At 73.0% G+C, this 21,691-nt stretch carries 23 protein-coding genes; 8 read left to right on the forward strand and 15 right to left on the reverse strand.

All coding sequences use genetic code 11. The features are described from left to right. Positions 1-11 precede the first annotated feature (11 nt). The 3 genes from rsmD to CCO04_RS26785 are packed head-to-tail and all read right to left on the reverse strand — an operon-like array spanning position 12 to position 4,557. Complete coding sequence (gene rsmD / locus CCO04_RS26775; protein WP_215817238.1) at positions 12-599, reverse strand: 16S rRNA (guanine(966)-N(2))-methyltransferase RsmD; 588 nt, start codon at positions 597-599, stop codon at positions 12-14. After that, complete coding sequence (locus CCO04_RS26780; protein ID WP_215817239.1) at positions 596-2,851, reverse strand: ATP-dependent DNA helicase RecG; 2,256 nt, start codon at positions 2,849-2,851, stop codon at positions 596-598. Before CCO04_RS26780 ends, rsmD begins: the two co-directional genes overlap by 4 nt. An 8-nt stretch (positions 2,852-2,859) precedes the next feature. Continuing rightward, positions 2,860-4,557 (reverse strand): DAK2 domain-containing protein, encoded by a 1,698-nt coding sequence (locus CCO04_RS26785; RefSeq protein WP_215817240.1) that lies wholly within the window; start codon positions 4,555-4,557, stop codon positions 2,860-2,862. Positions 4,558-4,703: 146 nt separating this feature from the next. Here CCO04_RS26785 and rpmB point away from each other — a divergent pair, with 146 nt between their 5' ends. Continuing rightward, positions 4,704-4,889 carry a 50S ribosomal protein L28 gene (rpmB, locus tag CCO04_RS26790; protein WP_038680308.1) on the forward strand — a complete coding sequence of 62 codons (186 nt, stop codon included), beginning with the start codon at positions 4,704-4,706 and terminating at the stop codon, positions 4,887-4,889. Between the two features lie 86 nt (positions 4,890-4,975). Here rpmB and CCO04_RS26795 read toward each other — a convergent pair whose 3' ends face one another. Continuing rightward, on the reverse strand, positions 4,976-5,947 hold the full coding sequence (locus CCO04_RS26795; protein ID WP_215817241.1) for a thiamine-phosphate kinase: 972 nt from the start codon (positions 5,945-5,947) through the stop codon (positions 4,976-4,978). 93 nt (positions 5,948-6,040) lie between these two features. Between CCO04_RS26795 and CCO04_RS26800 the strand changes: the two genes are divergently transcribed. The 3 genes from CCO04_RS26800 (at position 6,041) to CCO04_RS28985 (ending at position 7,094) form a co-directional block, all read left to right on the forward strand. Continuing rightward, positions 6,041-6,274: an Lrp/AsnC family transcriptional regulator gene (locus CCO04_RS26800; RefSeq protein WP_200887184.1), complete on the forward strand. Its 234-nt coding sequence runs from the start codon at positions 6,041-6,043 to the stop codon at positions 6,272-6,274. Between the two features lie 2 nt (positions 6,275-6,276). Then, positions 6,277-6,786, forward strand: coding sequence for a DUF3515 domain-containing protein (locus tag CCO04_RS26805; protein ID WP_215817242.1), 510 nt, complete (start codon positions 6,277-6,279; stop codon positions 6,784-6,786). A gap of 152 nt (positions 6,787-6,938) precedes the next feature. After that, positions 6,939-7,094, forward strand: coding sequence for an HAD-IA family hydrolase (locus tag CCO04_RS28985; RefSeq protein WP_308281584.1), 156 nt, complete (start codon positions 6,939-6,941; stop codon positions 7,092-7,094). Here the strand turns inward: CCO04_RS28985 and CCO04_RS26815 are convergent. Next, positions 7,091-8,215 carry a D-alanine--D-alanine ligase family protein gene (locus CCO04_RS26815; RefSeq protein ID WP_215817243.1) on the reverse strand — a complete coding sequence of 375 codons (1,125 nt, stop codon included), beginning with the start codon at positions 8,213-8,215 and terminating at the stop codon, positions 7,091-7,093. The genes CCO04_RS28985 and CCO04_RS26815 overlap by 4 nt on opposite strands. A 24-nt stretch (positions 8,216-8,239) precedes the next feature. Between CCO04_RS26815 and CCO04_RS26820 the strand changes: the two genes are divergently transcribed. Further along, a complete protein-coding gene (locus tag CCO04_RS26820; RefSeq protein WP_215817244.1) occupies positions 8,240-9,319 on the forward strand; it encodes a PLP-dependent aspartate aminotransferase family protein in 1,080 nt (359 codons plus the stop codon). Between the two features lie 16 nt (positions 9,320-9,335). Here the strand turns inward: CCO04_RS26820 and CCO04_RS26825 are convergent, their stop codons facing one another. Then, the gene (locus CCO04_RS26825) at positions 9,336-10,343 is read right to left on the reverse strand and encodes an NAD(P)H-dependent glycerol-3-phosphate dehydrogenase (RefSeq protein ID WP_215817245.1); all 1,008 of its coding nucleotides are present in this window, start codon (positions 10,341-10,343) and stop codon (positions 9,336-9,338) included. Next, the gene (locus CCO04_RS26830) at positions 10,343-11,092 is read right to left on the reverse strand and encodes a 1-acyl-sn-glycerol-3-phosphate acyltransferase (RefSeq protein ID WP_215817246.1); all 750 of its coding nucleotides are present in this window, start codon (positions 11,090-11,092) and stop codon (positions 10,343-10,345) included. The genes CCO04_RS26825 and CCO04_RS26830 overlap by 1 nt, the downstream gene beginning before the upstream one ends. A 73-nt stretch (positions 11,093-11,165) precedes the next feature. Here CCO04_RS26830 and cofC point away from each other — a divergent pair, with 73 nt between their 5' ends. After that, complete coding sequence (cofC, locus tag CCO04_RS26835) at positions 11,166-11,795, forward strand: 2-phospho-L-lactate guanylyltransferase (RefSeq protein ID WP_215817247.1); 630 nt, start codon at positions 11,166-11,168, stop codon at positions 11,793-11,795. Between the two features lie 55 nt (positions 11,796-11,850). Here the strand turns inward: cofC and CCO04_RS26840 are convergent, their stop codons facing one another. The 4 genes from CCO04_RS26840 to leuC all read right to left on the reverse strand — a co-directional run bounded on the left by CCO04_RS26840 (position 11,851) and on the right by leuC (position 16,680). Continuing rightward, positions 11,851-12,483 (reverse strand): HU family DNA-binding protein, encoded by a 633-nt coding sequence (locus tag CCO04_RS26840; RefSeq protein ID WP_215817248.1) that lies wholly within the window; start codon positions 12,481-12,483, stop codon positions 11,851-11,853. 166 nt (positions 12,484-12,649) lie between these two features. Further along, positions 12,650-14,596 (reverse strand): sulfatase-like hydrolase/transferase, encoded by a 1,947-nt coding sequence (locus CCO04_RS30020; RefSeq protein ID WP_215817249.1) that lies wholly within the window; start codon positions 14,594-14,596, stop codon positions 12,650-12,652. 63 nt (positions 14,597-14,659) lie between these two features. Beyond that, positions 14,660-15,253, reverse strand: coding sequence for a 3-isopropylmalate dehydratase small subunit (leuD, locus tag CCO04_RS26850; protein WP_215817250.1), 594 nt, complete (start codon positions 15,251-15,253; stop codon positions 14,660-14,662). A gap of 14 nt (positions 15,254-15,267) precedes the next feature. Continuing rightward, positions 15,268-16,680, reverse strand: coding sequence for a 3-isopropylmalate dehydratase large subunit (leuC, locus tag CCO04_RS26855; protein ID WP_215817251.1), 1,413 nt, complete (start codon positions 16,678-16,680; stop codon positions 15,268-15,270). A 100-nt stretch (positions 16,681-16,780) separates the two neighbouring features. Here leuC and CCO04_RS26860 point away from each other — a divergent pair, with 100 nt between their 5' ends. Further along, positions 16,781-17,503, forward strand: a complete 723-nt coding sequence (locus tag CCO04_RS26860) for an IclR family transcriptional regulator (RefSeq protein WP_038680330.1) — start codon at positions 16,781-16,783, stop codon at positions 17,501-17,503. Positions 17,504-17,506: 3 nt separating this feature from the next. Here CCO04_RS26860 and CCO04_RS26865 read toward each other — a convergent pair whose 3' ends face one another. Then, positions 17,507-18,379: an alpha/beta fold hydrolase gene (locus tag CCO04_RS26865; RefSeq protein WP_215817252.1), complete on the reverse strand. Its 873-nt coding sequence runs from the start codon at positions 18,377-18,379 to the stop codon at positions 17,507-17,509. A gap of 1 nt (position 18,380) precedes the next feature. Then, entirely contained in the window at positions 18,381-18,917 is a 537-nt protein-coding gene (locus CCO04_RS26870) for a nuclear transport factor 2 family protein (protein ID WP_215817253.1), read from the reverse strand. Positions 18,918-18,994: 77 nt separating this feature from the next. Here CCO04_RS26870 and CCO04_RS26875 point away from each other — a divergent pair, with 77 nt between their 5' ends. Next, positions 18,995-19,603, forward strand: coding sequence for a TetR/AcrR family transcriptional regulator (locus tag CCO04_RS26875; protein WP_215817254.1), 609 nt, complete (start codon positions 18,995-18,997; stop codon positions 19,601-19,603). Positions 19,604-19,628: 25 nt separating this feature from the next. Here the strand turns inward: CCO04_RS26875 and CCO04_RS26880 are convergent, their stop codons facing one another. Together CCO04_RS26880 and CCO04_RS26885 are read right to left on the reverse strand one after the other, a co-directional pair. Beyond that, on the reverse strand, positions 19,629-20,117 hold the full coding sequence (locus tag CCO04_RS26880; RefSeq protein ID WP_215817255.1) for a methylated-DNA--[protein]-cysteine S-methyltransferase: 489 nt from the start codon (positions 20,115-20,117) through the stop codon (positions 19,629-19,631). A gap of 8 nt (positions 20,118-20,125) precedes the next feature. Further along, entirely contained in the window at positions 20,126-21,598 is a 1,473-nt protein-coding gene (locus tag CCO04_RS26885; RefSeq protein ID WP_215817256.1) for an AlkA N-terminal domain-containing protein, read from the reverse strand. Between the last annotated feature and the right edge of the window lie 93 nt (positions 21,599-21,691).

The following is a 21,691-nucleotide window of genomic DNA, read 5'->3' on the forward strand; positions in this document are numbered from 1 at the left end:
TGCTGACCCACCTACGCCGGAGACGCGCTCACCCCGGCAAACCAGAGGGTGGTCTCGCCGTACTTGCGCTGGCCGCGCTTGCCCGCGAGCGGCACCAGGGCGCTGGGCCACAGCGGCGCCGGGCTGCGCCGGGAGCGCTCGACGATGACGAGCGCGTCGGGCGCGAGCCAGCCGTGGGCGGCCAGGGCGGCGAGGTCGGCGGCGACCGCCTCGTCCGTCAGCGGGTACGGCGGGTCGGCGACCACGAGGTCGTAGGGCTCCCCCGCCGGCGGCTCGGCGAGCACCGCGGCGACCGGGCGGGCCAGGACCTGGGCGGCGTCGCAGCCGATCGAGCGGGCGTTGGCCCGCACCAGGTCCGCGGTACGGCGGTCGGACTCGACGAGCGTGACGGCGGCGGCGCCGCGCGACCAGGCCTCGAGCCCGAGCGCGCCGGAGCCGGCGTACAGGTCGAGGACGCGCAGGCCCTGGAGCGACCCCGCCCACGCCTCGACGGCGGAGAACAGCGCCTCGCGGACCCGGTCGCTGGTGGGCCGGGTCTGGTCGCCCTTGGGGGTCTGGAGCCGGCGGCCGCCGGCCGCTCCGGCGATGATCCGGGTCACGACTTGTCCACGAAGTCGGCCTGGACGGAGCGCTCCAGGTCGCGCACGGCCGCACCGAGGCCCGGCGCCTGGCCCAGGTCCGTGTCGGCGTCGAGGAGCCCCTCGGCGGCCTGGCGGGCGGCGACGATGGTGTCCTCGTCGCGCAGCACGCGGAGGTTCTCCAGGCTGGTCCGGCCGCCGGCCTGGGCGGCGCCGAGGACGTCGCCCTCGCGGCGCATCTCCAGGTCGATCCGGCTGAGCACGAAGCCGTCGGTGGTCGAGGCGACCGCCTCGAGCCGCTCCCGGGCGGGCGATCCGGCGTCGGTGTGGGTGACCAGGAGGCACAGCCCGGGCAGCCCGCCCCGGCCGACCCGGCCGCGGAGCTGGTGGAGCTGGGAGACGCCGAACCGGTCGGCGTCGAGGATCACCATGCCGGTCGCGTTGGCGACGTCGACGCCGACCTCGATCACGGTCGTCGAGACGAGCACGTCGATGTCGCCGGCGGCGAAGGAGCGCATCACGGCGTCCTTCTCGTCGGCGGGCAGCCGGCCGTGGAGGCGGCCGATCCGCAGTCCGGCCAGGGGGCCCTCGGCGAGCCGGGAGACGACCTCCTCGACCGCGGCGGCGGGCGGCTTGGGGGCGACCTCGACCTCGCCGTCGTCCGGGTCGGGCAGGTCGACCGCGTCGACCTGGCCGGCCTCGGCCTCGTCGCCGGAGATGCGGGGGCACACGACGTAGACCTGGTGGCCCTTGCCGACCTCCTCGCGCACCCGCTCCCACACCCGGCCGAACCAGGTCGGCTGCTCGGCCAGCGGGACGACGTTGGACTGGATCGGCGCGCGTCCGGCCGGCAGCTCGCTCAGGGTCGAGGTCTCCAGGTCGCCGAAGACGGTCATCGCGACGGTCCGCGGGATGGGCGTCGCCGTCATCACCAGCAGGTGCGGCGGGGCGGCGGCCTTGTCGGTGAGCGCGGCGCGCTGCTCGACGCCGAAGCGGTGCTGCTCGTCGACGACCACGAAGCCGAGGTCGGCGAACATGACCTGGTCCTGGAGCAGCGCGTGGGTGCCGATGACGATCCCGGCCTCGCCGGAGGCGATCCGCGAGAGCGGGCCGGTGCGCTGGGTCTTGTTCATCGAGCCGGTGAGCAGCTCGACGCGGGTGCCCTCGCCAGAGCCGAAGATCGTGCCGCCGTCGGCGAGGTCGCCGAGCATGGCGACGATCGAGCGGTAGTGCTGCTGGGCGAGCACCTCGGTCGGCGCGAGCAGCGCGGCCTGGCCGCCGGAGTCGACGACGCGGAGCATCGCGCGCAGCGCGACGAGGGTCTTTCCGGAGCCGACCTCGCCCTGGAGCAGGCGGTTCATCGGGTGCGGCTGGGCCAGGTCGGCCTCGACCTGGGCGCCGACCTCGACCTGGCCGGCGGTGAGCTGGAACGGCAGCCGCTCGTCGAACGCGCGCAGCAGGGCGCCGTCCCCGCCGGTGCGGGCGGTCGCGCCCTCGGCCTGGCGGGCGCGGCGGCGGCGGCCGAGGACGAGCTGGGTGACCAGCGCCTCCTCGAACCGGAACCGGTGGTGGGCGCGCTCGACCTGGTCGCGGTCCTCGGGCTGGTGGACCCAGTCGTAGGCGTCCTGGATGCCGAGGACGTCGTACTCGTCGCGGACGGGGTCGGGCAGCAGCTCGGCGACCGGCTCGATGACCTTGCGGGCGAAGGTCACCGCGCGGGTGATGTCCCAGGTCTCGACGCCCTTGGTGAGCGGGTAGATCGGGAACAGCGGGCCGAAGTCCAAGACGTCCTCGACACCGCTCCCCTCGCCCTCGGCCTCGTCGCCCATGCCGAAGATCGTCATCGCCGGGTTGACCAGCTGCCACTGGTCGCGGAACCGGTCGGCCTTGCCGAGGAAGACCCCGCGGTTGCCCTGGGCGACGCGGCGCGCGTGCCAGCCGGCGGTGCCCTGGTTCTTGGCGAAGAACGTCATCTTGAGCCGCGGGCCGCCGGTGCGCAGCACCGCCTCGACCCGGTACGCCGGACGGCCGGTGCGGCGGTCGTTGTAGGTCTTGATCTCGCACTGGTCGATCTCGCCGACCACGCACAGCAGCTGACCCACACGCAGGTTGTCGATCCGGGTCAACGAGCCGGTCTCGAGGTAGCGCCGCGGGAAGTGCCTCATCAGGTCGCCGACGGTCTCGATGCCGAGCCCCTCGGCGAACCGCTTGCGCTTGGCAGGCGTGGTCGCCCCCAGGACCGCGGTCACGGACGATGCGAAGTCGATAGCCACCTAGAACCTCATTCGACGGACATGAGGAGCGGGTACCGCTCCTGCCCACCGTCGTACACCACGACGTCGACATGGGGGTGGAACTCCTCCACCCAGGCGGTCGCCCGGTCGGCCAGGTCGCCGGCGTCCTCGCCGCTGACGAGCGTGACCAGCTCGCCGCCCGCGGCCAGCAGCCGGTCGAGGACGACGAGCGCGACCCCGCCGAGCTCCTCGCCGACCACCGCGAAGTCGCCCGCGATGACGCCGAGCGCGTCGCCGGGCTCGCACGGGCCGGCCATCGTCATCGCCTGGCGGGCCGCGATCGTGACCGCGCCGTGGCGCACGTGGCGGGCGGTCGCCGTCATCTCGGTGACGTCCTGGTCGAACGTGCGTCCCGGCTCGTGCACCGCGACCGCGGCCAGGCCCTGCACCTGGGTGTGGGTCGGGATCACCGCGACCCGCAGCCCCCGGGTGCCGTGGTCGGCCTCGGCGGTCGACGCGGCCGCCAGCGCGGCACGCACGCTCGGCTCGTCGTTGGGGAGGATGACGACCTCCTTGGCCCCGCAGGCCGTGATCGCCGCGAGCAGCTCTCCGGTCGAGGGCCGCCGGCCGGGGCCGCCGCGGACGGCGACCGCGCCGGCCTCCTCGAACAGCTCGGCCAGCCCGGGCCCGGCCGCGACCGCGACGACGCGGCGTCCGGTCAGCGTGGGCAGCGCGGGAGCGGGCGCCTCGGCGGCCGCGGCCTTGGCCGCGATCTGCTCGGCGAAGTGGGTGACCCGGATCCGGTGCGGGCGGCCGATGCCGAGACCGGCCTCGATCGCGGCGCCGACGTCGTCGGTGTGCACGTGGACGTTCCACAGGCCCTCGCGGCCGACCACCACGACCGAGTCGCCCAGCTCGCCGAGGCGGCTGCGCAGACCCGGAGCGGCGTCGTCGGCGGCGTCGAGGAGGTACATCACCTCGTACGCCGGGCCGTCGGCGCTGAGCTCGTCGGCGGCCGGCTCCAGGTGCGGCACCGGGATGACGTGGCTGCCGAGCGGCGCGGTGACCGGGATCGGGCGGCGCCCGGTCAGCACGGTCTCGGCGGCGTCGAGGATCACCGAGACCCCGCGCCCGCCGGCGTCGACGACCCCCGCCTGGGCGAGGACGTCGAGCTGCTCGGGGGTGTGGCCGAGCGCCTCGCGAGCGGCGGCCGCCGCCTCGGTGAGGACGTCGGCGCTGCGGGCGCCGGGCAGGGCCGCGGCCGCCGTACCGGCGTCGGCGGCGGCCCGCAGGACGGTGAGCATGGTGCCCTCGACGGGCTCCCCCACCGCGGCATAGCTCGCGACGGACGCCTCGCGCAGCGCGTCGGCCATCACGGTCGCGTTGCGCTCCTCGGGCGTGGCCCCGGCGATCCGGCGGGCCGCGGCGCCGAGCATCTCGCTGAGGATCACCCCGGAGTTGCCGCGCGCGCCCAGCAGGGCGCCGCGGGCGAGCGCGGGCAGCGGCGCGGCGTCCTCGTCCAGCGCGACCCGGATGGCGTCGCGCGCGGCGACGACGGTGAGGTACATGTTGGTGCCGGTGTCGCCGTCGGGCACGGGGTAGACGTTGAGCGCGTCGACCTCCTCGCGCGCCTCGGCGAGCGCGTCGACCGCGATGTCGACGAAGCGGACCACGGACGCCAGTGCGATCCCGCTCCGCCCCGGGCCGGTCTCCCGGCTCCCCTCGCGCGCCGTCCCCTCATCCATCGAGGTCACCTTAGGGCAGGGCCCGCGGGCTTCGCCGATTTCGGCCGACGCGTCGCGGTCGGCTATTCTCTTCCGGTTGCCCGAAGCGCCTGCTGCGCACGGGCGCGACACGACTTAGTACGAGCAATCTCTCAGGAGTGACAACCATGGCCGCCGTGTGCGACATCTGCGACAAGAAGCCGACGTTCGGCAACAACCGGCCGTGGTCGCGCAAGATCACCAAGCGCCGCTTCGACCCGAACATCCAGCGCGTGCGCGCGGTGGTCAACGGCACCCCGAAGCGCCTCAACGTCTGCACCGGCTGCATCAAGGCCGGCAAGGTCACCCGCTGACCTTCGCGACTCGCTGAGTCCTCGTTCGGAGGCCGCCACCCTCGCGGGTGGCGGCCTTCGGCGTTTTGGGCGCGCGCGCCGGAGGGTCAGAAGTGGGTCCAGCCGGTGGGGCCGTCGTACGCCCCGCCGTCGACGGTGACCGGCAGGTCCCCGCGGGCGCCGACCGAGCCGATCCGGGTCCAGCCCTCGGGCAGCGCGGTGCCGGCCGGGAAGGTGGCGAGCAGCGAGTGGTCCTCGCCCCCGCCCAGGATGAACTGCATCGGGTCCGCGCCGAGCGCCTGACCCACCGCGACCAGCGGCTCGGGGACCTCGAAGGAGGCGGTCTCGACGTCGATCGTCACGCCCGAGCCCTCGGCCAGGTGCCGGGCCTCGGCGAGCAGGCCGTCGGAGATGTCGATCATCGCGGTCGCGCCCGCCTCGGCGGCGACCGGCCCGGCGTCGTACGGCGGCTCGGGGCGGCGGTAGGCCTCGACCAGCACGCGGGGTGACCGGAAGCCCCGGCCCAGCACCGCGAGCCCGCCGGCGGCCCAGCCCTGGCGCCCGCAGAGCGCGAGGACGTCGCCCGCCGCGGCGCCGGAGCGCAGCACGGGCGAGACGGTGCACGCGCCGAGGACGGTCACCGAGATCATCAGCTGGTCGGCGCGGCTGATGTCCCCGCCGACGAGCCCGGCACCGACGGCGGCGCACTCCTCGGCGAAGCCGCGGGTGAAGTCGAGCGCCCACTGCGCCGGCAGGTCGGCCGGCGTGGCCAGTCCGACCGTCAGCCACTGCGCGCGCCCGCCCATCGCGTTGATGTCGGACAGGTTCTGCGCGGCGGCCCGGTGCCCGACGTCGAGCGCCTCGGCCCAGTCGCGCCGGAAGTGCCGGCCCTCGACCATCACGTCGGTCGAGACCACCACGTGCCCCTTGCGCACGCGCAGCACCGCGGCGTCGTCCCCGGGCCCGACGAGGACGTCCTGACCCGGCGCGCCCGCGGCGACGATCTCGCCGATCCGGCCGATGAGCCCGAACTCCCCGAGATCCGCCACCGTCGCGTCAGGGTCGATCGCCTCAGCCATGGCTCCATCCCATCACGCGCGAGTTCTCCTCCCGCGCCCGGGCAAGGTAGGTTGAATCGTTCCGGCAATCACGTCGACGGGAGCAGACCCATGGTGGTTCAGGCCTACATCCTCATCCAGACCGACGTCGGCAAGGCCGCGGAGGTAGCACGAGAGGTCGGTCAGATCAGCGGCGTCACGCTCGCCGAGGACGTCACCGGCCCCTACGACGTGATCGTGCGCGCCGAGGCCCGCAACGTCGACGAGCTCGGCAAGCTGGTCGTCTCCAAGGTCCAGAACCTCGAGGGCATCACCCGCACCCTCACCTGCCCCGTCGTCCACATCTGACGGTGCCCCACCCCCGCCGCCGGCGGCTCACGCCGCTCCCGGCTCTCCTTGCCCTGCCCGTCTCCCTCGCCCTGGTCGCCTGCGGCGGCCCGGTCGAGGTCGACGTACCGAAGCTCTCGGCAGCCGACCAGACCGCCTGCGACGCCTTCCTCGACGACCTGCCCCCGACCTTCGCCGAGCAGGACCGCGTCGAGATCGAGCCTTCCGACGCCCCCGCCCGCGCGTACGGCGACCCGGCGATCGTGGTCACCTGCGGGGTCGGCAAGCCGAAGGGCTTCGACCTGACCTCGTCGTGCGAGCAGGCCGACGGGGTCGGCTACTACATCCCCGACGAGCAGTACACCGACCAGGAGGCCGACCTCACCCTCTATGCCGCGGGCTACCGGCCGCGGATCGAGGTGGCCATCCCCGCGTCGTACCGGCCGGGGGCGGTGGCGGCGGCGATGTCGGTGCTGGCGCCGCTGGTGAGCGAGCACCTCGAGCTGGTCGAGCCCTGCGACGACGGCGGCTGATCACGTCCGCGGAGATCCAGGAGCATCGCCTCGGCCGGCCCTGGACCGACAACCGGGCCAGCATCGAGACCGGCCGCTGCTAGGCGCCTTCCGCGAGCGTACGGTGCCAAGGCGTCATCGGCTGCACCCGCCGACAGACGGATCCGGGCCGGATCCCCTGCGCCGAGGACGTCGTCCACGGCAAGCCCGCGCCCGACCTGTTCCTGCACGCGGCGGCCTCCCTCGCCGTACCGCCGGCGCAGTGCGTCGTCGTCGACGACATGGCGCTGCTGCCGGCCGCAGTCCGGCGGGCAGCGGCGGCGGGCTAGCGCAGCCCGGTCTCGCGCTGCAGCGCGAGCGTCAGCAACCGGTCGACCAGGGCGCCGTAGTCGAGCCCCGTCGCGGCCCACATCTGCGGGAACATCGACAGCGGCGTGAAGCCCGGCATGGTGTTGAGCTCGTTGACGACCAGCGAGCCGTCGGGCATGAGGAAGAAGTCGACGCGGGCCAGGCCCTCGCAACCGACCGCGGTGAAGGCGCGGGCGGCCATGGCGCGCATGCGCTCCTGGACGCCGTCGGGCAGGATCGCCGGGACGTCGAGCTCGGTGTGCTCCTCGGGGAGGTACTTGGCCTCGAAGTCGTAGAACTCGTGCTCGCCGGTGATCCGGATCTCGGCGGGCAGGCTGGTGTCGACGCCGCCGTCGAGGGCCTCCAGCACGCCGCACTCGACCTCGCGCGCGCCCTCGGCGGAGACCTCGACGAGGACCTTGGGGTCGTGGGCGAGCGCGCCCTCGAGGGCCGCGTCGATCTCGTCGGGGGTGTGGGCCTTGGCGATGCCGATGCTGGAGCCGCCGCGGGCGGGCTTGACGAAGAGCGGGTAGCCGAGCTCGGCGACGCGCTCGCGGACGGCCTGGGGGTCGGCCTTCCACTCGCGGGCGGTGACGGTCTCGCTGGGCATGACGGGCAGGCCGGCGTCCTTGAGGACGACCTTCATGAACGCCTTGTCCATGCTGACCGCCGAAGCGAGGACGCCGGAGCCGACGTAGCGGACGTCGGACATCTCGAACAGGCCCTGGATGGTGCCGTCCTCGCCCCAGGGGCCGTGCAGGAGCGGGAACACGACGTCGACCTCGCCCAGCGCGCGCGGGGTCTCGGCGGGCTCGCTGACGACGAGGCCGGTGCCGTCGTCGGTCGGGGCGAGCGCGACGGGGGCGCGGTCGCCGTCGACGGACGGGAGCTGCCCCGGACCGGTGATCCGGTGACGCTGGGGGTCGTCGGCCTCGAGCACCCAGCGGCCGTCGGTCGCGATGCCGACGGGTACGACGTCGTACTTGTCGCGGTCGATGGCCTGGAGCACGCTCCCCGCGGTCACGCACGAGATGGCGTGCTCGCTGGAGCGGCCGCCGAAGACGACAGCGACGCGGATACGGCGGCCAGTGGGAGCGTTCATCGCGGAAGACCCTACCTTTGGGGCATGACCGGCCCCACGTTGCGCCCTGCCACTCTCGCCGTGACCGCCGGACGTCCCCCGCACGAACCCGACGAGCCGCTGAACGTGCCGATCACGATGACCTCGACGTACGTCGCGACGGGCGAGCTGGAGTACGGCCGCTTCGGCAACCCCACCTGGACGGCCTTCGAGGACGCCCTCGGCGCGCTGGAGGGCGGCCGGGCGCTGGCCTTCGCCTCCGGCATGGCCGCGGTCACCACCTTGCTCGACCTGGTCGGCCAGGGCAGCAGCGTGATCGCGCCCCGGCACGCCTACAACGGCACGGTCGCCGCGCTCGCCGACGCCGAGGCCCGCGGCCGGCTCCGCGCGAACCTCGTCGACATCACCGACACGGCCGCCGTCGTCCAGGCGATGCACGACGACGAGGACTGCGCCTTCCTGTGGCTGGAGTCACCGACCAACCCGGCGCTCGAGATCGCCGACATCCCGGCCCTGGCCGCGGCCGCGCGCGAGCTGGGCATCCGCGTGGTCGTCGACAACACCTTCGCCACTCCCCTGCTCCAGCAGCCGCTCTCCGACGGGGCGGACATCGTGCTGCACTCGGCGACCAAGTACATCGCCGGCCACAGCGACGTGCTGATGGGCGCCCTGGTGGTCGCCGACGACGAGGTGCACGACGCGCTCAAGGCCCGCCGCAGCCTCGCCGGCTCCACCCCGGGCCCCTTCGAGACCTGGCTGGCCCTGCGCGGCCTGCGCACCCTCCACGTCCGTCTGGAGCGCGCCTGCGCCAACGCCGCCGAGCTCGCCCGCCGCCTCGCCGAGCACCCGTCCGTCGCGGAGGTCCGCTACCCGGGCTTCGGCGCCATCGTCGCGCCGGTCCTCGAGGGCGGCGCCGACGCGGGCGACTTCCTGGTCCGCGCCACGTCGCTGTGGGTGCACGCGACGTCGCTGGGCGGCGTGGAGTCGACGTTCGAGCGGCGCCGGCGCTGGAAGCTGGAGGCCGCGACGATCCCCGAGGGCTTGGTACGGCTCTCCGTCGGCATCGAGGACGTCGACGACCTGTGGGACGACCTCAAGCAGGCGCTCGACCGGATCGACGCCTAGAGCGCTCCCGCCACGCTCAGCTGAGCTCGGCCTTGGTGTCGCGGCTGATGAACGCATCCATCAGCTGCGCCGTGGTCAGCCGCCCGAGGACGACCTCGTCGACCGCGTCCACGATGGGCGTCTCGACGCCGGTCGCGGCAGCGAGCGCGCGCAGCGACGAGCAGGACTTGGCGCCCTCGGCGACCTGGCGGGTGGAGGCGTAGATCTGCTCGACGCTCATGCCCTGGCCGAGCTTCTCGCCGAAGGTGCGGTTGCGCGAGAGGGGCGAGGAGCAGGTGGCGACGAGGTCGCCGAGGCCGGCCAGGCCCATCAGGGTGAGGGGGTTGGCGCCCTGGTTCATCGCGAGGCGGGCGGTCTCTGCGAGGCCGCGGGTGATGAGCGAGGCGGTGGTGTTGTCGCCGAAGCCGAGGCCGACGGCCATGCCGACGCAGAGGGCGACGACGTTCTTGTAGGCGCCGCCGAACTCGCAGCCGAGGACGTCGACGCTCGTGTACGGGCGGAAGGCGGGCGAGTGGACGCGGGCCTGGAGGAGGTTGGCGACGTCCTCGTCGGCGCACGCGACGACCGAGGCGGCGGGCTCGCGGCGGGCGATCTCGCGGGCGAGGTTGGGGCCGCTGACGACGGCGATCCGGTTCGGGCTGATGTCGCCGACCTCGGCGACGACCTCGGACATGCGCTTGAGGGAGCCGAGCTCGACGCCCTTCATCAGCGAGACGAGGACGGCGTCGCGGTGGATGTACGGCAGGAAGGTCGGCAGGTTCTCGCGCAGGGACTGCGAAGGAACAGCCAGGACGACGACGTCCGCGCCCGCGAGCGCCTGCTCGGGGTCGTGGGTCGAGGTGATGGTGCGCGGGAGCTCGATGCCCGGCAGGTAGTCGACGTTCTCGTGCTGCTCGTTGATCGCCGCGGCGACCTCCTCGCGGCGGGCCCACACCGAGACGTCGTTGCCGGCGTCGGCGAGGACGATCGAGAACGCCGTGCCCCACGAGCCGGCGCCGAGCACCGCGACCTTGTTGCCACCCATCAGTTCGCCTTCTTCTTCTTGAAACGGTCGCCGCGCACGGCCATGTCGTAGCGCTCCGCCGGCGCGGTCTCGCCCCGGACCAGCTCGAGCTGGTGGGTGATGGCGTCCATGATGCGGTCGGTGGCCTGGTTGACGATCGCGGAGGTGCGCGGCTCCTGGGCGCGCAGGTCCGCGAGGTCGACCGGCGGGCCGACCCGCATGGTGACCTTGTGCCGGGGCACCAGGTGCGGCCGCTTCGTGTACGGCGCCAGGATCTCCTGCGCTCCCCACTGACCCACCGGGATGACCGGGCAGCCCGTCTCGAGCGCGATCCGTGCGGCACCGGACTTGCCCTTCATCGGCCACATGTCGGGGTCGCGGGTGATCGTCGCCTCCGGGTAGATGACCACGCACTCGCCCGCCCGTACGGCGTCCACCGCGGCCGCGTAGGCGCCCACGGCGTCCTTGGTCTCGCGCTTGACGGGGATCTGCCCGGCGCCGCGCAGGAAGTAGCCCAGCACCTTGTTGTCGAAGAGCCCCGACTTGGCGAGGTAGCGCGGCTTGTGGCCGTGGTCGTAGACGAGGTGCGCGGCCGTCAGCGGGTCCGCGTGGGAGATGTGGTTGAGCGCGATGATGAACCCACCCGTCTCGGGGATGTTCTCGCCGCCGATCCACTCACGCCGGGTCGTCGCGAGAAGGGTGGGCTTGAGGATGGGCACCGCGATGTTGAAGGCCCAGCCCCGCTTCTCCTGCAACTTCCGAACCGTCACGAGGATGCAGGTTACCCGTCAGTGACGCCGACCACTTGAGGGCACGGCATTGTTTGCCTGGGAGGATTCCAGGGTGTTCACGCGTTCCGGCGGCTTCGCCGTGCTGCTGCCGGTGAAGTCACCCGGCACCGGCAAGTCCCGCCTGACCTCGCTCGAGCCCGATGAGCGCGCGCGGTTGGCGGCGGCGTTCGCCACGGACGTGGTCGATGCCTGCCTCGCCACCGACGGTGTCGCCGGCGTCCTCGTGGTCAGCGACGACGCCGCCTTCGCGGCCTCGCTGGCGGCCCGTGGAGCCGAGGCGTGCGCGGATCCCGGCGGCGGCCTCAACGCGGCGCTGCGCCACGGTGCGGACGTCGTACGACGGGCGCGGCCGGACCTCCAGCCCGTCGCCCTGTGCGCGGACCTGCCGGCGCTGCGTCCCGCCGATCTGGCCTCGGCACTGGCGTTCGCCGGCGCCCAGGCCGGCGCCTCCTGCTTCGTGCGCGATGCCGACGAGACCGGCACCACCCTCTACACCGCGCGGTACGACGACTTCGACCCGCGCTTCGGCGTCGACTCGGCGAGCGCCCACACGAGCGCCGGAGCACGGCCCGCGCTGGGCGAGCTCCGCACCCTGCGGCGCGACGTCGACGACGCCGACGGTCTCGCCGACGCCATCGCGATCGGTCTCGGCGCGGCCTCGCAGAAGGTCGTCGCACCATGACGAACGGGCCGCACTCCCGAGGGAGTGCGGCCCGTTCGTGAGGACGGAGGAGGCGTCAGGCCTTCTTCGCGGCCTTCTTGGCCGGAGCCTTCTTGGCGGGGGCCTTCTTGGCCGGAGCCTTCTTGGCCGGAGCGGCCTTCTTGGCAGCGGGAGCCTTCTTCGCGGGCGCCTTCTTGGCCGGAGCCGCCTTCTTCGCGGCGGGAGCCTTCTTCGCGGGCGCCTTCTTGGCCGGAGCCGCCTTCTTCGCGGCGGGAGCCTTCTTGGCCGGAGCCTTCTTGGCCGGGGCGGCCTTCTTGGCGGCGGTCGCAGCCTTCTTCGCCGGAGCAGCAGCCTTCTTGGCGACGGAGGCGGCGGCCTTCTTCGCGGGGGCGGCAGCCTTCTTGGCGGGCTTCGGCAGGGCCGGAAGCTTCTTCGCGCCGGAGACGACGTTCTTCAGGTCAGCGCCGGCGCTGAACTTCGGAACCGACTTCTTCTTGGTCTTGACCCGCTCGCCCGTCTGGGGGTTGCGGACCCAACGGGCGTTGCGAACGGCCTTCTCGAAGGAGCCGAAGCCCGTGATGGCGACCTTCTCGCCCTTGGCGACCTGGCGCGTGATGGTGTCGAGGACCGCGTCGAGAGCGTGGGCCGCGTCCTTGCGGCTGCCCTCGAACCGGTCAGCCAGCGTGTCGATCAACTGAGACTTGTTCACTACCTGTCCTTCCGAAACGCACCGCCTGCGCGTCCCTGGATGATGCGGCTGAGCCCACGCCCAGCCGTCCTTTCATGGGAACGCTAGGCACTAGCACGCACACTCACAATCACCACGCCGATGTTCTTGCGTGTTTTTTCGCGATTTCTGGGGTATTTCGGCCTTTTCAGGGCTTTTGGGCCACTGCGCCGGGCCAGAGGCGGTCCAGCGCGCGCCGGCCGCCGATCGAGAAGTCGAACTGCACGAGACGCAGATCGGCCAGCAGTTGAGCGGTTTTCGCGTCCAGGTCGGACTCCTCGATCCGCTCTCCGGACGGGTCCAGCATGCGTCCTTGCTGCAGTGCGCTGACGCGTTCGTGGAGCTTGCCGAGCATCGCGAGGTAAGGCGGCACCGGCGCGTCCGCGACGTCGTACAGCAGGGGCAGGAAGAACGCCGGGCTCGTGGTCGGGATCGTGCGTGCGCGGTTGTGCCCGGGCTCGCTGCTCCAGATGAAGAAAGGCGTGCGGTAGAGCGAGATCCCGGTGTTCTGGTGCTTGATGTCGGAGTCGTAGATGCCGGGCAGGTGGTCGCCGTAGAAGAGCACGATGGTCTTCTCGCGCTTCTTCTCCAACGTGTCGAGGAACTCGTCGAGTGCTTCGTCGGTGTGCTCGAGACCCCGTGCGTACTGGCCGATCTTGTCGTCGTCGCTGCCCGAGACCCCGATCGGATCGTCGTAATTGCCGTCGACGGGAATGTGGTTCTGCATCGTGACGAGGTTCACCATCAGCGGACGATCGTGCTCGTCGATCTGCGCGAGCACCTCGTCGAACGCCGAATGGTCCGAGATGTAGGGGTTGTCGTCGATCGTGGCGGTCTCGCGGATGGTCGAGTCGTGGATGAACGACTGGAAGCCGAAGCGCTCGTAGACCTGCTCGCGCTTGTACATCCCCACCCGGTAGGGGTGAACGGCGATGGCGTCGTGTCCCTGGGCCCGGAACCAGCCCACGGCCGAGGGATAGTCGGCGTGCTCGGGCACGAGCATCTGGTACGGCGAGAGCATCTGCGGCCGGAACAGCCCCAGGGACTGGCCGGTCAGGGTCTCGAACTCCATGTTGGCCGTGCCGCCGCCGTACATCTGGGAGAGCATGTGGCCCGACGTCGTGCCCGCCATCCGTGCCCGGGTGCGCGGGATCGGGTCGCGCTCGAGGTCGAAGCCCTCGAGCTCGGTGGGATCGGTGAACGACTCGCTCAGCACGATCACGACGTTGGTGTCGTCGAGGGAGCCGGTACGTCCGGCATTGGTGCGTGCAGCCAACCGCTCGTAGCGATCGGCGATCTCGTCCATCCGCGCGTCGTCGTAGTCGTCGGGCTCGGCCATCGCGTCGACCGGCATGTTGAAGAGGAAGCCGCCGATGAAGCCGTTGGAGCGGTAGTTCGTCTTCTGGTTCCAGTAGCGCCAGTGCTCGCCGCGCGCCTCGTACATGCCGCGCCACAGGTTGCCCGGCTGGTTGAACTGACCGGCCTGCGCGAGAAGCAGGAGCGCCACGACGCCCACCAGGACACGGCTTCCGGCGAGCACCCATGCCTGGGGCCGGGGCAGGTCGCGCAGCCGCGGCCGCGGGTAGCGCCGCGCCATCCGGCGCCCCAGGAGCACGCCGCCGACGACCACGCCGGCGATCGCGGCGACGGCCAGCACCAGCAGCGCCGGCGACACCATCGAGGTCAGGAAGCCCGGCTCCCGCAGGAAGTCGACGTCGCTCGGGTAGACCGGCTCCTCGCGGTACTGGATCTTGACGAGGGTCGCGACGCCGACCGCGAGCACGATCGCGAACACCACGCCGATCGCCCACCACAGCCGGCCGAGCACGGCCCACAGCAGGCCGAGGAACAGCCAGATCACGAGGGTGTCGACGTAGAAGCCGACGCCGAAGATCAGCTGGTCGCCCAGCCAGCGGATGCTGAACAGGCCCAGCGTCGAGGCCTGGAGGAGGACCGATGCGACCACCGCGGCGAGGAGGCTCCCGAGGAAGCCGCGCCGGAGCACCTCGCGCGGTGGAGCGGGGACGTCGGGTGCATCGGCCGTGTCCTCAGGGGGCTCCTCGTCCGCGCGGTCCGCACGAACGAGAAGGGACACGAGATGAACAGTATCTGTCCATCCCATGTCCCTTCATCGGGATTCGTCCCTAGGGGACGCAGATCACGCGTGCTGGGTGACCGGCTTGAACGTGGGCCGGCCCGCCTCGTACGCCGCGATGTCGTCGGCGTGACCGAGCGTGATGCCGATGTCGTCGAGGCCCTCGAGCAGGCGCCAGCGGGTGTAGTCGTCGATCTGGAAGGTGACCTCGATGTCGCCGGCCTTGACCGTGCGGGCCTCGAGGTCGACGGTGATCTCGGCGCCCGGGTCGGCCTCCAGGTAGGCCCAGATCCGCTCCACGTCGGCCTCGTCGAGCTGACCGGCGACCAGGCCGGCCTTGCCGGAGTTGCCGCGGAAGATGTCGGCGAAGCGGGCGGAGAGGACGACCTTGAAGCCGTAGTTCTGCAGGGCCCAGACGGCGTGCTCGCGCGAGGAGCCGGTGCCGAAGTCGGGGCCGGCGACGAGGACCGAGCCTGCGGCGTAGGCGTCCTTGTTGAGCACGAACTCCGGGTCGTTGCGCCAGGCGGCGAACAGGCCGTCCTCGAAGCCGGTGCGCGTGACGCGCTTGAGGTAGACCGCCGGGATGATCTGGTCGGTGTCGACGTTGCTGCGTCGCAGCGGGACGCCGACGCCGGTGTGGGTGGTGAACTTCTCCATGGTCAGACTCCCTTTCAGACCGTGGCCGGCACGAGGTCGGCGGGCGAGGACAGGGTGCCGCGCACGGCCGTCGCGGCCGCGACGGGCACCGATACCAGGTGGGTACGACCGCCCTTGCCCTGGCGGCCCTCGAAGTTGCGGTTGGACGTCGAGGCGCTGCGCTCCTGGGGAGCGAGCGTGTCGGGGTTCATGCCCAGGCACATCGAGCAGCCCGCGCCGCGCCACTCGGCGCCGGCCTCGATGAAGACCTTGTCCAGGCCCTCCTCGATGGCCTGGAGGCGCACGCGCACCGAGCCGGGGACGACGAGCAGGCGGGTGCCCTCGGCGACGTGGTGGCCCTTGATGATGTCGGCGGCGAGGCGCAGGTCCTCGATCCGGCCGTTGGTGCAGGAGCCGACGAAGACCGTGTCGACCTTGACCTCGCGCATCGGCGTACCGGCGGTCAGGCCCATGTACTCCAGGGCCTTCTCGGTCGCGATCTTGTCGGTCGGGTCGGTGTAGTCGTCGGGGCTCGGGACGTTGGCGCCCAGCGGGACGCCCTGGCCCGGGTTGGTGCCCCAGGTGACGAACGGCGTCACGTCGGCGGCCTCGATGACGAGCTCGCGGTCGAAGGTCGCGTCGGCGTCGGTGACCAGCGTCTTCCAGTGGGCGACGGCGGCGTCCCAGTCGGCGCCCTGGGGGGCCTCCGGCTTGCCCTCGATGTAGTCGAAGGTGACCTGGTCGGGCGCGATCATGCCCGCCTTGGCGCCCCACTCGATGGACATGTTGCAGACCGTCATCCGGCCCTCCATCGAGAGCTCCTCGATGGCCTGGCCGCGGTACTCCACGATGTAGCCCTGGCCGCCGCCGGTGCCGGTCTGCGCGATCAGGTAGAGGATCAGGTCCTTGGCGGTGACGCCCTCGGGCAGCGTGCCGTTGACGGTGACGGCCATGGTCTTCGGCTTGGCCTGCGGCAGCGTCTGGGTGGCGAGCACGTGCTCGACCTCCGAGGTACCGATGCCGAAGGCGATCGAGCCGAACGCACCGTGGGTGCTGGTGTGCGAGTCGCCGCACACGATCGTCATGCCGGGCTGGGTCAGGCCCAGCTGCGGGCCGACGACGTGGACGATGCCCTGCTCGATGTCACCGAGCGGGTGCAGCCGGACGCCGAACTCCTCGGCGTTCTTGCGCAGCGTGTCGACCTGGGTCTTGCTCACCGGGTCGGCGATCGGCTGGTCCCAGTCGAGCGTGGGGACGTTGTGGTCCTCGGTGGCGAGGGTCAGGTCGGGACGGCGTACCTTGCGACCAGCGAGGCGCAGTCCGTCGAAGGCCTGCGGGCTGGTGACCTCGTGGATGAGGTGGAGATCGATGTAGAGGAGGTCCGGCTCCCCCGGGGTCGAACGGACGACGTGCTCGTCCCACACCTTCTCCGCCAGGGTCTTGCCCATGACTCGCTCCTCCTCGTTCGGGTCGCCGACGGCACCACTGCCGCCGACCGTGATCGAGCCTACTCTTGCATCCCAGATCCCGAGACGGCAGTATTGCCATATGGACAACTCGAGCGGCGTCGGCGTACTCGACAAGGCGGCCCTGGTGCTCACCGCACTGGAGTCCGGCCCGGCCACCCTGGCAGGCCTCGTGGCCGGCACGGGCCTGGCCCGCCCGACGGCGCACCGGCTCGCCGTCGCGCTCGAGCACCACCGTCTCGTGGCCCGCGACATGCAGGGCCGCTTCGTGCTCGGCCCGCGCCTGGCCGAGCTGTCCGCCGCCGCCGGCGAGGACCGTCTGCTCGCGACCGCCGGCCCGGTGCTGGCGCGGCTGCGCGACATCACCGGCGAGTCCGCCCAGCTCTGGCGGCGCCAGGGCGACCACCGCGTCTGCGTGGCCGCCGCCGAGCGCCCCTCCGGCCTGCGCGACACCATCCCGGTCGGCTCCCAGCTCACCATGCGCGCCGGCTCCGCCGCCCAGGTGCTGCTCGCCTGGGACGACCCGGAGCGCATCCACCGCGGCCTGCAGAACTCCGCCTTCTCCGCCGCCGAGCTCTCCGCCATCCGCCGCCGCGGCTGGGCGCAGTCGGTCGGCGAGCGCGAGCAGGGCGTCGCCTCGGTGTCGGCCCCCGTCCGCTCCCCCGGCGGCAAGGTCATCGCCGCCGTGTCGGTGTCGGGTCCGCTGGAGCGGCTCTCGCGCCAGCCCGGCCGGATGCACGCACCGGCGGTGCTCGCCGCGGCCGAGCGGCTCTCGGAGTCGCTGCGCCGCGCGGCGGCGGAGTAGTACTCAGCGCACGGCGTCGCTCCCGGCCTCCAGGAACGCCGCCACCCGCGCGGCGAGCTCGGCCGGCGCGTCCTCGGGGACGAACGTCCGCGCCCGCGCGATGACCTCGAAGCGCGCATCGGCCATGCTCGCGGCCAGGCGCCGGCCACCGCGCCGCGAGAACCACGGGTCCGAGCCGCCCCAGATCACCAGCACCGGCCGGGCGAAGCCGCGCAGGGCACGCGCCGCGCGCAGGGTGTGCCGCGGCCGGGTCCCGCGGAAGAACCGGACGAGCTCGCTGCGCACCTCGGCGTCGGAGAGCATCGGCTGCAGGTAGGAGTCGAGGATCTCCGGGGGCAGCGGCGTCCGGGCCACCGACCAGAAGAAGGGCCGGTGCACCAGCGGCCGGCGGAAGGCCCGCGCGATCCGGTCCCCCGCGCCCGGAAGCGCCGCGGCCCAGCGCAGCGGCTTGAGCCAGCGCGGCGGGAACTGCAGGTACTGGTCGCACGAGGTGAGCACCAGCCGGTCGATCCGCTCCGGGTACGCCGCCGCGAACATCTGGCTGATCGCGCCGCCCGCGTCGTTCGCGACGATCACCACCCGGTCGAGGCCGAGCGCGTCGAGGAGCTCCTTGATGAGGACGACGATCCCGGGCGGCGTGACGTCCGCCTGGGGCCCCAGCGGATGCCGGTGCGATCCCAGCGGCCAGTCCGGGCTGATCAACCGGTAGCGGCCGTGCTCGGCGAGCAGCGGCACCACGTGCCGCCACAGGTCCGCATTGGCGAGGCCGCCGTGGACGAACACGACCGGCACTCCCTCTCCTCGCTCGCGAAGGGCGATCGGCCCCTGCGGGAGGACGACGACCCGCTCGGCGCCGAGCGCCTCCGAGACCGCCACGTCAGCGCGCTCCGCCGTCGCGACCGGCCCGACCGGCCCGCCCGGCCCGGCGCTCGGCCCGGACGAACGCCAGCGCCACCCGGGGCGCCAGGACGAGCGCGCGGATCCGCGCCCGCCACGACTCCGCCGGCCGTACGACGAGGAACGTTTCGGCCCGGTGCTCCACGACGAGCCCCTCGTCACCGAACGTCCACGACTCGATGCCGCGGCACGCACCCCCGCCACCGAAGGTGCCCTCCCACCGGTTGACCACCGTGGTGGGCGAGACCGCGACGAGCGACTTCGTCACCCGCAGACCGCGCCCGCGCCCGGCGCCGAGCACCACCTGCCACGCGCGCTCGACCGCGTCGCGCCCGTGGTGCCACGCGACCGCACCGTCGGTCACCAGCTCGAGGCTGGCGTCGGCGGCGTAGACCCGCGCGGCGCCCGCGGCGTCGTAGGCGTTGGTCAGCCGCTCCGCCTCGGCGATGAAGGCGGCCGCGCCGTCGGGCAGCACGGTCCGGGGCGGTGCGGGGGTCCGGCTCGGAGAGGTCGTCATGGTTGGGAGCTCCTTTTGCAATGGTTACAAGAACTCGGAAAGTAGTCCTTCGGCCAACTTTTTGCAATGCTTGCAAGATGGATCCCCGGACCCGCCGCACCCGCGAGGCGCTGCTCGCCGCCGCCGAGCGGCTCTTCCTCGACCGGCGCCTCGACGACGTGACGCTCGACGAGATCGCGGCCGAGGCCGGCGTCGCGGTCGGCTCGGTCTACAACCACTTCGGCTCCAAGGCCGGGCTCCACGCGGCCGTCGTCGAGCAGGCCCTCGACGTCGACCGGGCCCACATGGACCGCGCCTACGTCGACGGCGAGCGCCCGGTCGACCAGATCCGCGGCGCGGCGCACGAGTACCTCGCGTTCGCGCTGGCCCATCCCGAGCACTTCCGCATGCTGGCCGCTCCCCCGGAGCCCGGCCGCTACCCGGCCGGACGACGGACGGCCGACGAGCTCGCCCGCCGGGTCCGCGAGCAGAACCAGCGCCTGGTCACGGCGATCACCCACGGCATCGCGGCCGGCGAGCTCCGGCCGGTCGACCCCGAGCTGACCGCGACCGCGCTGTGGGCGGCCTGGAACGGCATCATCGGGCTGGCCTGGCGCCCCGACGCCCTCCAGCACGGACCCGACGAGCTGCGCGCCCTGCTCGACGTCGCGACGGACATCGTCGAGCAGGGACTCCTCGCCCGCTAGGGCGTCCGCCTCGGAGCCAGCAGAGCTAGAAGAGGGCGTCCTGCAGCGGCTCCGTCTCGAGGTCGAGCAGCAGCTGCTTGCGGTCGAGCCCGCCGGCGTAGCCGGTCAGCGTCCCGTCGGCCCCGATCACCCGGTGGCACGGGATGACGATCGGGATCGGGTTCGCGCCGTTGGCCGTACCGACCGCGCGCGAGGCGGCGTTGGTCTTGCCGAGCCGCGCCGCGATGTCGCCGTACGACGCGGTCTCGCCGTAGCCGATGCCCAGCAGCTGGGCCCACACCGAGCGCTGCCAGGCACTGCCGGCGGGCGCCAGCGGCAGGTCGAACTCGGTGCGCTCGCCGGCGAAGTACTCGGCGAGCTGGTGCGCCGCCGCGACGAGCACCGGGTGGTCCGCGCCCTCGACGCCGAGCGGGCGGGCGCCGTCGCGGAAGGGCGAGAACTCGATGGCGGTGATCGCGCCGTCCTGCTCGACCAGGCGCAGCGGTCCGATGGGCGATTCGATGACGGTCCACATGGCGGGGCTCATCCTTCCAACGAGGTCCACAGGTGCAGGAGGGCGTAGGAGCGCCACGGCGCCCACGCCTCGGGGTCGACGACGGCTCCGTCGTGGCGGGCCAGCGCGTTGCGGACGCCCACGTCGGTCGGCAGCCACACGTCGGGGTGGCCGAGCGCGCGCAGCGCGATGTAGTCGGCCGTCCAGGGACCGATGCCGGGCAGCGCCACCAGGTCCCGGCGTACGTCGCCCCGGTCGGGCCCGCGGTCGAGCACCAGGTCGCCGGCCGCGATCGCCGCGGAGAGCCCGATCAGGGCCCGGCCGCGGGCCCGCGGCATCCGGAAGTCCTCGGGATCGAGCGCCGCGACGGTGGCCGCGTCGGGGAACAGGTGGGTCAGCCCCGCCACGCTCGTCGTGACCGGACGGCCATGCGCCGCGACGAGCCGGGCCGCCGCCGTCCGGGCGGCCACCACGGTGACCTGCTGGCCGAGCACCGCGCGGACAGCGATCTCGGCACCGTCGACGTGCCCGGGCACCCGGAGCCCAGGACGCGCGGCGACGAGCGGACGCAGCAGCGGATCGGCGGACAGGTGCTCGTCGACGGCGACCGGGTCGGCGTCCGCGTCGAGCATCGCCCGCATCCGGGCCAGGGCGGCCGCGGTGTCGCGCAGGTCGTCGAGCACCAGCCGCAGCGGCACGTACGACGACCCGACCGCGTCGAGGTCCGCGAGGTCGACGCGCGCGACCCCCGGTCCGTGCGGGAGGTCGAGCGTGCGGGCGTACCAGCCGCCGCCGTCGGCACCGACCTCGGCGACCTCGACGCCGGGGACCGCGCGGTCGGCGAGGAAGCGCAGCAGCGCGCTGCCGCGGAACGGCGTGCGGACCGCGATGCGCAGGTCGATCGCGCCGGGGACCGGGCCGGGCACCGGCGCCTTGCGCCCGCGCAGCTCGCTGGGCGTGGCGGCGTACACCTCGAGCATGGTGTCGTTGAACTGGCGCACGCTGGAGAAGCCCGCCGCGAACGCGACGTCGGCGAGGCTGAGCGTCGTGCTCTCGACGAGTGCCCGCGCCGTCTGGGCGCGCTGGGTGCGCGCGAGCGCGAGCGGACCGGCGCCGAGCTCGGTCGTGAGCAGCCGTCCGAGGTGGCGCGAGGTGTAGCCGAGCCGGGTCGCGAGCCCCTCGACGCCCTCGCGGTCGACGACGCCGTCGGCGATGAGCCGCATCGCACGCCCGGCGACGGTCGCGGCGAGGTTCCACTCCGGGCTGCCGGGCGTCGCGTCGGGCAGGCAGCGCTTGCACGCGCGGTAGCCGGCGGACTGCGCGGCGGCGGCCGTGCGGTGGAACGAGACGTTGCGCGAGGCCGGGGTGCGCGCCGGGCAGGACGGGCGGCAGTAGATGCCCGTCGTCCGGACCGCCGTGTAGAACACCCCGTCGAAGCGGCGGTCCCGCGACTGCACGGCCGTGTAGCAGCGCTCGAAGTCGAGGCTCTCGGCGGTCGTCATGGCTCCATCCTGCCGGGGCCCACCGACACTCTCTCGCGGAAATCGGACATGACGGTCGAGACCGGGATCACAGTCCTCCGGCCTGGCCTCCCT

Source organism: Pimelobacter sp. 30-1, assembly GCF_018831735.1.
Taxonomy (GTDB): domain Bacteria; phylum Actinomycetota; class Actinomycetes; order Propionibacteriales; family Nocardioidaceae; genus Nocardioides.